Genomic DNA, 13,029 nt, shown 5'->3' with positions numbered 1-13,029 from the left:
GCCGGGATTTTTCGACGATACATCTTTGTATCGTCGAAAAACGACGTGCGTCCTGCACGTCGCCCCGTGCGGGGTCTTGTCTGCCAGCTCCGTCGCTGCGGAAGGGGCCCGTACGTCAAAGGCGCAGAGCAACAGCAACAGCGACAGCAAGTGCAACAGCAAGTGCAAGTGCAAAGCAACGGCACCCCTCCCTGACCCTCCCCTACGCTGCGCGTAAGGGAGGGGAAACAGCAACAGCAACAGCAACAGCAATAGCAGCAGCAATAGCAGCCAAAGCCAAAGCTTGATTGGCTGTGCTTCTTTTGAGGAGAGGGGCGAAGGTTCTCGCGAAAGCGGATGCTGGTACATCCGCGGTATCACTCATCCCGGGCGCATTGCGCGCCCGGGGTTCAACTACAGGGCGACGGACGTCACCCTTGCATCACGCCTGTGCGGCAAATTCCGGACGGGTCAGGTTGTCTGCTTCGCCGTCGGTGCACAGCACTTCGTCTTCGATGCGGACGCCGCCGTAAGGACGGAAGAAGTCCACGCGGTCCCAGTTGATGCTGGCAGCGTTGCCGGCTTTCTTCACTTCGTCCAGCAACATGTCGATGAAGTACAGGCCCGGCTCGATGGTGACCACCATACCCGGCTCCAGTACGCGGGTCATGCGCAGGTAGGGATGGCCGGCCGGGCGCTCGACGCGGCCGCCATCTTCGCTGGCGGCAAAGCCGGCCACGTCGTGGACCTGCGCGCCGATCAGATGGCCGATGCCGTGCGGGAAGAATGCAGCGCTCACGCCGGTTGCCAAGGCAGCTTCGGGCGAAACCGTGATCACGCCGAAATCCTTGAGGATGCCCATCAGCGACAGGTGTGCATCGATGTGCAGCTGCTTGTAATCAAAACCAGCACGTACCGCTGCGCACATCTTCAGCTGCGCTGCGTCCACCGCATCGATGAAGGACTGGAATTCGTCGTGGCCGGCCGCTGCATAGGTGCGGGTGATGTCGCTGGCATAACCGTAGGCCGAGGCGCCAGCATCGATCAGGAAGCTGCGCAGCGGCTGCGGTGCCTGCTTGCCCAGGTCGGTGTAATGCAGCACGGCGGCATGTTCGTTGAGGCCGATGATGTTGCCATAGGGCAGCTCGTTGGCATCCTGGCCGACGGCGCTGCAATAGGCCATGTGGATATCGAATTCGCTGGCACCGGCACGGAATGCGGCCTCGGCGGCGCGGTGGCCGCGTACGCCCAGTACCTGGGCCTGGCGCATCAGCGCGATTTCATACGGCGTCTTGTAGCCGCGATGCCATTCCAGGTAGTTGATCACCGCCGCCGGGTTGTTAGGGGCAAAGCCGCCCAGCGCGCTCTGCGCCTCGCCGAGGATGGCGCAGCGGCTCGGGTCGGCTGGCAGCAGGGCCAGGGCCTCTTCGGGCTTGCGGATGATGTGGATGTCGAAATGCTCCACCCACCAGCCGCTCGGCGCGCCCGGGACCACGTGCCAGTAATCGAAGGGCTGGTAGAACACCAGGGTCGGGCGCTTGCCCGGGGTGTGGATCAGCCAGCTGTACGGCAGCTTGGTCAGCGGCAGCCAGGTCTTGAACTGGGGATTGACCGCGTACGGGTAGTCGCGGTCGTCGAACACCTGGTAGTGCTGGGTGCCGCTGGGAACCACCAGGTGATCGAAACCACCGCGTGCAAGCGCCGCGTCGGCGCGGCGGATCATCTGCCCAAGGTGGTGGGCGTACAGGCTGCCTGGATCTTGCTGGTTCATCGCGGTGGCTCGCTGGGACATGCGGAATGCAGGCCCCAATTTTGCCGCAATCAGCCGGCCGCTGCTGTGCCGTTTTCGGCACTCAGGTTGCGGGGATGCTGCCTTCGATCCATTGCGCAAGGCGCTCGCGGTGGGCCTTGTCCAAGGTCAGGAAGCGGAACCCTGCCCATGACTGCTCGGGCGCGTGTGTCGGCTCACACCACAGAAGGTGCACGCCTGCATCGATCTGCAGATGGCCGCCACGGCCATCGGGGATGGGGAACTGCAGCTGGTACAGCGCGTCCTCCTGCATCGGCACGGAGGTGATCAGCAACATGCCGGTTTCGGATATGTTGCCGAGCCGGCCGATCTGGGTGCCGGTCATCTGGTCGCGCACCTGCACCAGATCGGGTACCTGCAGGCGCGGTGCACGGCGGGTATTGGTGATCATGCGGATTCCCCGCTGTTGGAGGCCTGGCCGGCGATGGAGCGCAGCGCGCGTACGGTGGCCTGCCAGGCGCGGTCGATCAGGCGGCCCTTGTCTTCGGTGACGATGCGCAGCTGGCCCTTGGCCATCAACCGGGACATCGCGTCGAGTGATTGCTCCGACACCTTCTGGCCGCGTTGGTTGACGAACAAGGCATTGCCGGTGATCAGGCTGTACCAGGACAGGCGCTGGCGCCGGTTGTCGCCCTGCTGGTTGACGGTGAATTCGAACCAGGTACCGAATGGCAGGGTGCGCAGCTGGCGGTAATGCGCTTCTTCCTCTTCGGTACGGGCGGGCTCGACTTTCTTGCGCCGCTCTTCTTCTTCCGGCTCGCCGGCCTCGCCCAGGCGGCTGCGCGCCTTGAGCTTGGCGCTCAGTTCGGTGCGTGAGGTGATCTCGTCCTCGCCGCCGGGTGTGGACAGCCGGCGCGAGATGGCTGCGGCCTCATCCTGGTGGTAGCCCACCTGCAGCAGCGATTGCTCGATCTCTTCGCCGAAGCTGACATCGGCCGCGCCGCCAGGCGGCAAGCCGGTAATCTCGCTGATGCGGCGGGTGGCCTGCTCGCGTTGCTGCCACTCCTCCGAACCTTCGCCGTTGCGCAGCAAGGTCAGGGTAAGGACATCGGCCCACGCCTTGCGCAGCAGGGTCTGCACGAACTTGGGCGGTTCGGTGGTCTGGCACAGCTCGTCGATGGTGCTGTTGGCCAGTTGTTTGGCAGCCTCCAGGCGTTCCTTGCCGCGTGCGGCATCGATCTGGCGGCGCTCGGCCATTTCCGCGCGGCGGGCCGCCGCGCGCAGATGTCCCTGGATGATGTCGTTGGCTTCGACGAAGACGGACTCATCGCCCTGGTAGTCGTTGACGACCTTGTTGACGGCGTCCTTGAGCTTCAGCTGCAGGACCGGATCGCTGTCTTCATCACTGAGCCAGACCGCGCCGGATTCGGCGACGGCGTTGAGCAGCTCGCGTGCCGGGTGCTGGTCGCGCAGGAAGAACTCCTGGTCGCTGATCGCGGCGCGGGCAAGGGGTACCTGCAGGCGTCGCAGCAGGTCGGCGGCAGGGCCTTCGCTGCGCACTTCGCGCTGCAGCTCGGTGTAGAGCATGCCCAGCAGGTCCATGGTGTCGCCGTCCTGCACCGATAGCGTCGCGGCTGGGCCGTGCTCAGCCTTGACCTGCGCCATCATCGCGTTGCGGATGTCGGCCATGCTGTGGCGGCTGCCGGAGGAAGATGCAGCTGCCTGCAGTTTGCCCAGCACATCCAGCGCGGTCTGGGTGGAGACAGGCTGGGCTGGCACGCCCGCGTTGTTGACGCTGGCAGGACCGGCGGGAGCAGTGCTTCCGGCACCCGCTGCTGAACCTGCAGTGCCACGCTGCGCCTGTGCCTGCAGGGCGGTGAAGTCGGGCATGCCGGCCGTGCCTGTCGTTGCGGCTGCGCCACCACCGCCACCGGCAGTACCACCGGCAGCACCACCGGCAGCACCAGCACCAGCACCAGCGCCAGCGCCAGCGCCAGCGCCAAGCGTAAGTGCGTGGCGGGCGGCATCAAGCAGGTTGTGCAGGCTTTCCATCGGCGGCATGGCGGCGCCGCTGGAAGGCATCTGCGCTGGTGCGGCGCTGGCCTGGGCTGGTGCTCCTGCGGGGCTGCCCAGCAGCTCATTGGAAATACTGGCCCACGATGCCGCCGGCGCCTGGCCTTGCCAGCTGGTCAGCGGGGTTGGGCCGGCATTGCGCGGTCCGCTGCCGCCAGCATCGGCGTGGCCGCCCCCGGCGCCCGCGCCACGTGGGGCGGAGGGGCGGGGGAGATGCGGGCGGTAAACCAGCCCTGGAAGCACGCCTTCGCGCTCCAGCAGGATGTTCAGGCGATCGACCAGTTCAGCATGGCGCGGCATGACCATGCGCTCGAATACCTGGAACAGCACCAGCTGGGTATCGAGGTTGAGCTGCATCTGCTCGCCGGCGTCGCGCACTGCCCGGCACTGGGCGTAGGGACCCACCGGCAGGCGCTCGGGATCAAATGCTGGCTGTGCGGCCAGCACCGCAAAGCGCTGCCCCAGCAACAGCAAGGGGCTGGGAGCGCGGAATGCTTCGCGTCGTGCCATTTCGTGCAGCACGATATCGCGGTCGATGTCGGTGTCTTCGACCAGCGTCATCGACTTGAACGTGGCCGCGTGCGCTTCCTGGTCGGGCTTGGGCGGATCCTTGAAGCTCGCCACTTGCATGGCCAGCGCATCAAGGAAAAGCTCGGGGAATTGTTCCATGTGCTCGCGCAGCACCCGCAGCTGCGCATAGATGTCGGACTGGATCTGGCTGTTGTGGGCCAACTCCGCGCGTTTGAACATCGCGCGTTCCAGCTCGATGGCGGTCAGTTGCAACGGCGTGCGCAGGACTTCATCGGTGGCCTGGAAGATGCTTTCCAACAAGTGACGCACGCGGGCAGATACCGGCGCACTGGCGATCCTTGCCATGGATTGGCTTGCTGAGCGTGGTGCGGTGCCTGGCATCCTGTTTTCCTTCCCCCTGAATGGGCGTTTTCTATCATTTATGTGATGTAACGGCCACTTTTCGCGGGTCTTACGCCAGGAACAACTCCACCACATCGTTGGTGAAGCGGCGGCCAAGCTCGGTCGGGGTCCAGTAATCCCCGTCATGGGTGAGCCAGCCACGCTCCACCGCCATTGCCAGGGAGGGTAGAAGCACGCTTCGTGCCAAACCGGTGCGCGACTCGAAATCGCGCGGGCTGAAGCCCTCGTGCAGGCGCAGCAGGTTGAGCATGTACTCGAACGGTAGCCGCTCGGGACTGATCACGTCATCGCCGCCGATGCTGGCCAGGCTGCCGGCGGTGTCCATGAAGGTCTGCGGGTGCTTGTGCTTCCAGCGGCGCAGCACGTGCTGCTCGGCGCCGGAGCTGATCTTGCCGTGGGCGCCGGCGCCGATGCCCAGGTAATCACCGAAGCGCCAGTAGTTGAGGTTGTGCTGGCACTGCCAGCCATCGCGGGCATAGGCACTGACCTCGTACTGGCCATAGCCGCGCTCGGCCAGCAGGGCCTGGCAGTGCTCCTGGATGTCCCAGGCGCTGTCTTCGTCGGGGATGCCCTGCGGCGGGCGGGCGAAGAACACCGTATTCGGCTCCAGCGTCAGCTGGTAGTGCGAGATATGGGTGGGATCGAGGGCGAAGGCGCGTTCAAGATCGTGCTCTGCCTGGGCCAGGGTCTGCTGCGGCAGCGCGTACATCAGGTCGATGTTGAAGTTCTTGTAGCCGGCGTCCTGCGCCAGCTTGACAGCGCGCTCGGCCTCGTTGCTGTCGTGGATGCGCCCCAGGCGCTTGAGCGCTTCGTCGTTGAAGGTCTGGATGCCGAAGCTGATGCGGTTCACGCCGGCGGCGCGGTAGCGGTCGAAGCGGCCGTGCTCGGCCGTGCCCGGATTGGTTTCCAGCGTCACTTCCAGGTTCGGTGCGAAACGCAGCCGCGCGCTGGCCGCCTGCAGGAAACGGTCGATCGCTTCCGGTGGGAACAGGCTGGGCGTGCCGCCGCCGAAGAACACGCTGCTGACCACGCGGCCCCAGACCAGCGGCAGGTCCTGGTCCAGGTCGCGGATCAGCGCATCGATGTAGGCATCGAACGGCAACTCGCCCTTGCCGGCATGCGAGTTGAAATCGCAGTACGGGCATTTGCGCACGCACCACGGCAGGTGCACGTACAACGCCAGTGGTGGCGGCACCAGCTGCACGCCGGCAGCGTGACCGTGATCGATCGCGCAGGATTCGCCGGGAAGGTGGTTGCAGTGGTCGTGGGAGTGCGGCATGGACGGCTGTTGGAAAGAGTGGGAGTACAGGGTTACAGGCGCTATTGCCCGGCCAGCAGGATTGGATCGACCAGCGAACGTGGTTGTGCACGTAGCACGGCTGCGCTGACATCGCGGAACATCGGTGACGGCCCTTGGTAACTGCCGACCTCGTTGTCCATGAGACGGTGGCGCGCCGGTCGGCTGCCATTGCGCATGTGCAGATACAGGCCGGAAACCATGGCCTTGCGCTTGTCGGCGAAGTTGTCGTAGCGGACCTCAAGCACGTCCACCAGGTCCACCTTGCGCCAGCGGTGTGCGGTGGCGATGTTGTGGTAGCGGAGCTGGCCAGCCCGCTCATCCAGCACCACGCGTTGCCACAGGATGGGAGCAGCGATCAGTGAAATGACCAGCGCGCAGCCAAGCGCCCAAAGCGGCAGTGCGAGCCAGGATTGCTCCCCGTCATACGCCAGTATGGCGCCCACTATCGCGCCGCTTACAGCGCCCAGAGTGGCGACAAGCTGCACAAGCCCCATCCGGGTCCGATAGCGGCGTGGCGTCATTCCCTGATCTCCGTGGTCAATCGAAACTAAGTTGCGACATGCGCTGCAACAACAGCTGCAACGCCTTGGCGCGGTGGCTGCGGCCGTTCTTCTGCGCTGGTTCCATCTGCGCAGCGGTCAGGCCCAGTTCTTCATCCAGGAACACCGGGTTGTAGCCGAAGCCATTGCTGCCGCGCAGTTCGTCGATGATGCGACCTTCCCAGCTGCCTTCGCAGATCAGCGGTTGCGGGTCGTTGGCATGGCGCAGCAGCACGATCACCGCGTAGAAGCGCGCCGTGCGGCGTTCGGCCGGGACATCGCGCAGCGCATCAAGCAGCTTGGCGTTGTTGGCGGCATCATCGGTGGGGCTGCCGGCATAGCGCGCGCTGTACAGGCCGGGCGCGCCGTCCAGTGCATCGACAATCAGGCCGGAGTCGTCGGCCAGCGCTGGCAGGCCGGTCACAGTGCAGGCATGGCGGGCCTTGATCAACGCGTTCTCGACGAAGGTCAGGCCGGTTTCCGGCACATCGTCCACGCCCAGTTCGCGCTGCGGCACGATCTGTAGCGGCAGCTCGGCCAGCATGGCCTGCAGTTCTTTCAGCTTGCCGGCGTTGCCGCTGGCCAGTACCAGTTTCATTGTTTGGGCTCCAACAAGTCCCAGGTGTTGCCGTACAGGTCGCGGAACACCGCGACCGTGGCATAGGGTTCATCGCGCGGGGCTTCGAGGAATTCGACGCCTTGCGCGAGCATTGCCGCGTGGTCGCGATGGAAATCATCGGTGTGCAGGAAGAAGCCAACGCGGCCACCGGTCTGGTTGCCGATGCGGCTGCGCTGCTCCTCGTCGCTGGCACGCGCCAACAGCAGCGCGGCGGCGCTGCCATCGGTCGGGCCGACCACCACCCAGCGCTTGCGGCCCTGGTCCAGGTCCTCCAGCAGCTGGAAGCCGAGCTTGCCGGTGTACCAGGCGATGGCTTCGTCGTAATCGGCGACGACGAGGGTGACCAGGGCGAGGCGCCGGTTCATGCCGACGCCAATGCCGCCTGCTGGGCGTCGAACAGCTCGCGGATGCCCTTTTCGGCCAGCACCAGCAGCGCGTCCAGTTCCTCGCGGCGGAAGGCATGGCCTTCGGCCGTGCCCTGCAGCTCGATGAAGCCACCGCCGTCATTCATGACGATGTTCATGTCGGTATCGCAGTCGCTGTCTTCCGGGTAATCCAGGTCCAGCACCGGCAGGCCCTTGTAGACGCCAACCGACACGGCAGCTACCGCGCCGAACAGCGGGTTGCGCTTGATCTCGCCGCGCTTCATCAGCAGGTTCACCGCGTCCACCAGGGCCACATAGGCGCCGGTGATGGCGGCGGTACGGGTGCCGCCGTCGGCCTGCAGCACGTCGCAGTCGAGGGTGATGGTGCGTTCGCCCAGCGCGTTGCGGTCGATGCAGGCGCGCAGGGTGCGGCCAATCAGGCGCTGGATTTCCAGGGTGCGACCCCCCTGTTTGCCGCGTGCGGCTTCACGGTCGGAGCGGGTGTGGGTGGAGCGCGGCAGCATGCCGTATTCGGCGGTGACCCAGCCTTCGCCCTTGCCACGCAGGAAGCCGGGTACCCGGTTCTCGACGCTGGCGGTGCACAGCACGCGGGTGTCGCCAAAGCTCACCAGCACCGAGCCTTCGGCATGGCGGGTGAAGGAACGCTCGATGGTGACGGTGCGCATCTGATCGGCCTGGCGGCCGCTGGGACGGGAGAAGGTCATGGGGAATCCGGTTAGTACGAGTTGATCTGGCGGGCGTCTGGGTGGTGGATGCACCAGCGTCCAGAGGTGGCTAGGGTACCATTCGCCCTTTGAAACACATCGGAAAGCACATGATTCGGAGCATGACCGCCTATGCCGGCGGCGAACGCATCACCGCGTGGGGCACCCTGGGCTGCGAACTGCGCTCGGTGAACCACCGGTTCCTTGAAGTGGGCGTGCGTCTGCCCGAGGACCTGCGTGCGCTGGAGCCGCAGCTGCGCGAGCGCGTTGCCGCCCGGGTCAGCCGCGGCAAGCTCGACCTGGTGATGCGCCTGCGTGCACCGGAAGCCGCCACCTCGCTGGCCGTCAACGAGGTGCTGGTGGATCAGCTGTCTGAATTGGCGCAGCGCCTGCACAGCCGCTTCCCCGGGATGCAGGTGGGCTTCACCGACCTGCTGCAATACCCCGGCGTGCTGCGCGCCGAGGCGACCGACAGTGCCGCCCTGCACGCCGAAGCATTGGCCTTGCTGGAAGAGACCGTCACCAGCTTCGTGCAGGCGCGCGAGCGCGAAGGCGACAAGCTGGCCACGGCGATCAGCGAGCGCGTCGATTCGGTCGAACGCATTGCCGGTGAAGTCCGCGAGCTGATCCCGGCCATCCGCGAGGGGCAGCGGGTCAAGCTGGCCGCACGCCTGGCCGACCTGCCGCACCCGGTTGATCCGGGCCGGGCGGAGCAGGAGCTGGTGATGTGGCTGCAGAAGCTCGACGTGGACGAGGAACTGGACCGTCTGGACAGCCATATCGCGGAAATCCGCCGCGTGCTGCGCCAGCGCGAGCCGGTCGGCCGCCGCCTGGACTTCCTGCTGCAGGAGTTCAACCGCGAAGCCAATACCCTGGGCTCCAAGTCGGTGGACGCACGCACCTCCAATGCCGCCGTCGAGCTGAAAGTGCTGATCGACCAGATCCGCGAGCAGGTCCAGAACATCGAGTAAAGGGTAGTGCCGAGCGATGCTCGGCAGGAGCCAAGGTAGTGCCGAGCCATGCTCGGCAAAGGCCTTGCCGGTAATGCCCTGCCGAGCATGGCTCGGCACTACAGGTGGGGCTCCAGCCGAGCATCGCTCGGCGCTGCAGGTGGAGCTGCCCCCGCGATAATTGGGGGCCCTCAACCCTCGATCCTGCACAGACCCGCCCACGCCGGTACAATGCCGGGCCATTCCGACGTTGGCCCACCGCATGCGTGGCACCCTCTATATCGTCGCTGCCCCATCCGGGGCCGGCAAAAGCAGCATCGTCAACGCCACGCTGGCGCGTGACCCGCACATCTCGCTGTCGATCTCCTTCACCTCGCGGGCCATGCGCCCGGGTGAGGTCAACGGCAAGCATTACCACTTCGTCCCCGCCGCCGAGTTCGAGCAGATGATCGCCGACGGTGATTTCTTCGAGCACGCGCTGGTGCATGGCGACTGGAAGGGCACAGCCCGGCAGTCGGTGGAGCCGCAGCTGGCGGCCGGCAAGGACGTGCTGCTGGAAATCGACTGGCAGGGCGCGCGCCAGGTGCGCGAGAAGGTGCCGGGCGCGGTCAGTGTCTTCATCCTGCCGCCGTCGCGGCAGGCGCTGGACGAGCGCATGCGCAAGCGTGGCCAGGACAGCGAGGCGGTAATGGCCCAGCGCCTGGCCGCCGCGCGTGAGGAAATGCTGCATTACGACGAGTTCGACTACGTCATCATCAACGAGGATTTCGATACCGCCGTTGGCGAAATGTGCTCGATCTTCGCCGCCAGCCGGCTGCGCTGCGAACCCCAGCAACGCCGCCACGGCGAGCTGATCGCCTCGTTGCTGGCCCCTGAAAACTGAGCAAGTGGTTGATCCACAAGGGGCTGTTCAGGCCTTGACTTGATTCCAGGACCGGTCTGCCCCTACAATCCGTCCCCTTTCCCTCATTCGATCGAGCGGCCGTTGCAGGTCGCCGGGAGCCCGCATGGCCCGCATTACCGTAGAAGATTGCCTGGAAGTCGTTAACAACCGTTTTGAGCTGGTCATGATGGCGTCCAAGCGCGCCCGTCAGCTGGCCAATGGTGTCCAGGCGACTATCGACAACAGCGAGAGCGAGGACAAGCCGACCGTGTTGGCGCTGCGCGAAATCGCTGCCCGTCGCATCGACAACGAGCTGATCGAGGAAGTCGAGAAGTCCGAGCGCGAGCGCATCGAGCGTGAAGCACTGGAATGGGCGGCCGCTGAAGTGGTCGCCGACGAAGACATGTCCAAGAATGACGATTGATCGCCTCTCTGGCATCGATTGATGTTGTCTGCAAACAGCCCGCCAAAAGCGGGCTGTTTGCGTTGTAGGAATTGCCGTGGAACGCCTGCTGGCATAGTCTTCTGCCATGAACCCAGGCCCTTCCGCCCAGGTAGCCACGCCCGCGGGCGGGGTGGTACCTGATTACGTACTGCAACTCGAACGCGCAGCCAGCTACCTCCCCACCGAGCAGCTGCCGCTGCTGCGTCGTGCCTGGGAGGTCGGGGCGGCCGCGCACGCCGGCCAGACCCGCAAATCCGGCGAGCCCTACATCACCCATCCGGTGGCGGTGGCGCGCATCCTGGCCGAGCTCGGCCTGGATGTTGAAACACTGATCGCGGCGATCCTGCACGACACCATCGAGGACACCCCGCTCACCGGCGAGGAGCTGGCCGGCGAGTTTGGCCAGGCCGTGGCCGACCTGGTCGAGGGCGTCACCAAGCTGGACAAGCTGAAGTTCCGCGACCGCCAGGAAGCGGCGGCGGAGAGTTTCCGCAAGATGCTGCTGGCGATGTCGCGCGACCTGCGCGTGATCATGATCAAGCTGGCCGACCGCCTGCACAACATGCGTACCCTGGGTGCGCAGAGTGCCGAAGCGCGGCGCCGCATTGCCACGGAAACGCTGGATATCTACGCGCCGATTGCACAGCGCCTGGGCATGAACCTGATCAAGTCCGAGCTGCAGAACCTCGGCTTCCGCGCGCTGTATCCGTGGCGCCACGCCATCATCGAGAAACACATCCGCAGCCAGCCGGTGGTGCGCCGCGAGTCGATGGCACAGGTGGAAGTACAGCTGTCGCAACGCCTGGCGCGCGAAGGGCTGGAACACCGCCTGATCAGCCGCATCAAAACACCCTGGAGCATCTACACCAAGATGCGCGAGGAGAACAAAAGCTTCGACCAGGTCATGGATGTGTTCGGCTTCCGCTTGGTGATGCGCAACGTGCCCAACTGCTACCACGCACTGGGTGGCGTGCATGCCGCGTTCAAACCGCTGGACGGGCGCTTCCGCGATTTCATCGCCATTCCCAAGGCCAACGGCTACCAGTCGCTGCACACGGTGCTGTTCGGGCCGTACGGCTCGCCGATCGAGGTACAGATCCGCACCGAGGAAATGGACCTGATCGCCGAGCGCGGTGTGGCCGCGCACTGGACCTACAAATTCGGTGGCGATGGCCCCAACAGCGCGCAGAGCAGGGCGCATGCCTGGATCGTCGAGCTGATCGATTCGCAGCGCACCGCCGGTTCCTCGCTGGAGTTCCTGGACAACGTCAAGGTCGATCTGTTCCCGGACGAGGTCTACCTGTTCACGCCCAAGGGCAAGATCCTGGCGCTGCCGCGCAACTCGACCGCGCTGGACTTCGCCTATGCCGTGCACACCGACGTGGGCAACCGCGCGGTGGCCTCGCGTGTGGACAAGAAGCTGGTGCCGCTGCGCACGCGTCTGGTCAGCGGGCAGACGGTGGAAATCATCACCGCACGCTCGGCCTCGCCCAAACCGCAGTGGCTGGAATTCGTGGTCAGCAGCAAGGCACGTACCGCCATCCGTCACCAGCTCAAGCAACTGGAGCACGAGGATGCGGTGCAGCTCGGCCACAGCATGCTCGACCGCGCGCTGGAAGCGATGGACAGCTCGATCGAGCGGCTGCCCAAGGGGCGGCTTGATGCCTTCCTCAACGAACACCGTTACCCGCGTCTGGAGGCCTTCCTGGCCGACGTTGCGTTGGGCAACTGGATGCCAACCCAGGCTGCGCAGGCACTGATGTCGTATGCCGAACTGCGCGCCAGCGGCGTCACCCATCGTGCCCAGGAAAAGATCCTGATCAACGGCAGCGAGCGTGGCGTGGTCAGCTTTGCCAACTGTTGTCAGCCGATTCCGGGCGACGACATCATGGGCTACCACACCGCCGGCAAGGGCATCGTCGTGCATCGACTGGATTGCCCGAACCTGGCCGAACTGCGCAAGACGCCGGATCGCTGGGTGCCGATTGGCTGGGATACCAGCGTGGTCGGCGACTACGACACCGCGTTGGTGGTCGAGGTGGAAAACGGCACCGGCGTGCTGGCGCAGCTGGCTGCCGCCATCGCCCACAGCCATTCCAACATCGAGCGTGTGGATTACCTGGACCGCGATTTCAACGCCGCGGTGCTGTGCTTCAACATCCAGGTCCGCGACCGCAACCACCTGGCCGAAGTAATGCGTCGCCTGCGCCGCCTGCAGGTAGTGCAGTCCGTCCGCCGCCAATAAGGGTAGTGCCGAGCCATGCGCGGCAGGGGCCTTACCTTTGTTGTTGTAGGAGCGGGGTCAGCGGCGAAGCCAATGGTTCGGCAGATTGCAGGCAGTCCCGCGATTTCAGCTGTGCCAGCTTCGCGGCTGACCCCGCGCCGACGACAACATCGGTAAGGCCCCAGCCCCGCATGGCGCGGCCCGACCCGTATTTGCGGCGGGCGGGCTGCCCGAACAGGAGGCG

At 65.4% G+C, this 13,029-nt stretch carries 13 protein-coding genes; 4 read left to right on the top strand and 9 right to left on the bottom strand.

Annotated elements, in window-relative coordinates; translation table 11 throughout:
• Positions 1-421: 421 nt before the first annotated feature.
• The 8 genes from pepQ to rph form a co-directional block, all read right to left on the bottom strand.
• Positions 422-1,750 carry a Xaa-Pro dipeptidase gene (pepQ, locus tag ACVOLI_RS18750; protein WP_481615538.1) on the bottom strand — a complete coding sequence of 443 codons (1,329 nt, stop codon included), beginning with the start codon at positions 1,748-1,750 and terminating at the stop codon, positions 422-424.
• An 82-nt stretch (positions 1,751-1,832) separates the two neighbouring features.
• Positions 1,833-2,180 carry a PilZ domain-containing protein gene (locus ACVOLI_RS18745; RefSeq protein ID WP_481615537.1) on the bottom strand — a complete coding sequence of 116 codons (348 nt, stop codon included), beginning with the start codon at positions 2,178-2,180 and terminating at the stop codon, positions 1,833-1,835.
• A complete protein-coding gene (locus ACVOLI_RS18740; RefSeq protein WP_481615536.1) occupies positions 2,177-4,678 on the bottom strand; it encodes a DUF1631 family protein in 2,502 nt (833 codons plus the stop codon). Before ACVOLI_RS18740 ends, ACVOLI_RS18745 begins: the two co-directional genes overlap by 4 nt.
• A 106-nt stretch (positions 4,679-4,784) precedes the next feature.
• Entirely contained in the window at positions 4,785-6,014 is a 1,230-nt protein-coding gene (hemW, locus tag ACVOLI_RS18735; RefSeq protein WP_481615535.1) for a radical SAM family heme chaperone HemW, read from the bottom strand.
• Between the two features lie 41 nt (positions 6,015-6,055).
• The gene (locus ACVOLI_RS18730) at positions 6,056-6,556 is read right to left on the bottom strand and encodes a hypothetical protein (protein ID WP_481615534.1); all 501 of its coding nucleotides are present in this window, start codon (positions 6,554-6,556) and stop codon (positions 6,056-6,058) included.
• A gap of 16 nt (positions 6,557-6,572) precedes the next feature.
• The gene (rdgB, locus tag ACVOLI_RS18725) at positions 6,573-7,172 is read right to left on the bottom strand and encodes an RdgB/HAM1 family non-canonical purine NTP pyrophosphatase (protein WP_282271472.1); all 600 of its coding nucleotides are present in this window, start codon (positions 7,170-7,172) and stop codon (positions 6,573-6,575) included.
• Positions 7,169-7,558, bottom strand: a complete 390-nt coding sequence (locus tag ACVOLI_RS18720) for a VOC family protein (RefSeq protein WP_313173487.1) — start codon at positions 7,556-7,558, stop codon at positions 7,169-7,171. The genes rdgB and ACVOLI_RS18720 overlap by 4 nt, the downstream gene beginning before the upstream one ends.
• Complete coding sequence (gene rph, locus ACVOLI_RS18715) at positions 7,555-8,283, bottom strand: ribonuclease PH (RefSeq protein ID WP_481615533.1); 729 nt, start codon at positions 8,281-8,283, stop codon at positions 7,555-7,557. Before rph ends, ACVOLI_RS18720 begins: the two co-directional genes overlap by 4 nt.
• A gap of 110 nt (positions 8,284-8,393) precedes the next feature.
• On the opposite strand from rph, the gene ACVOLI_RS18710 reads away from it, so the two are divergent.
• The 4 genes from ACVOLI_RS18710 (at position 8,394) to ACVOLI_RS18695 (ending at position 12,806) form a co-directional block, all read left to right on the top strand.
• Entirely contained in the window at positions 8,394-9,254 is an 861-nt protein-coding gene (locus tag ACVOLI_RS18710; RefSeq protein ID WP_282271467.1) for a YicC/YloC family endoribonuclease, read from the top strand.
• A 241-nt stretch (positions 9,255-9,495) separates the two neighbouring features.
• Positions 9,496-10,116 carry a guanylate kinase gene (gene gmk / locus ACVOLI_RS18705; RefSeq protein WP_481615532.1) on the top strand — a complete coding sequence of 207 codons (621 nt, stop codon included), beginning with the start codon at positions 9,496-9,498 and terminating at the stop codon, positions 10,114-10,116.
• A gap of 124 nt (positions 10,117-10,240) precedes the next feature.
• The gene (gene rpoZ, locus ACVOLI_RS18700; protein ID WP_282271463.1) at positions 10,241-10,540 is read left to right on the top strand and encodes a DNA-directed RNA polymerase subunit omega; all 300 of its coding nucleotides are present in this window, start codon (positions 10,241-10,243) and stop codon (positions 10,538-10,540) included.
• A 106-nt stretch (positions 10,541-10,646) separates the two neighbouring features.
• Positions 10,647-12,806: a RelA/SpoT family protein gene (locus tag ACVOLI_RS18695; protein WP_481615531.1), complete on the top strand. Its 2,160-nt coding sequence runs from the start codon at positions 10,647-10,649 to the stop codon at positions 12,804-12,806.
• A 31-nt stretch (positions 12,807-12,837) separates the two neighbouring features.
• Here ACVOLI_RS18695 and ACVOLI_RS18690 read toward each other — a convergent pair.
• Positions 12,838-13,029 (bottom strand): hypothetical protein (locus ACVOLI_RS18690; protein ID WP_481615530.1); only part of this gene is annotated, 192 nt, incomplete at its 5' end.

This window comes from Stenotrophomonas sp. STEN029 (genome assembly GCF_056760015.1).
This window is presented reverse-complemented; position numbering and strand designations above follow the sequence as displayed.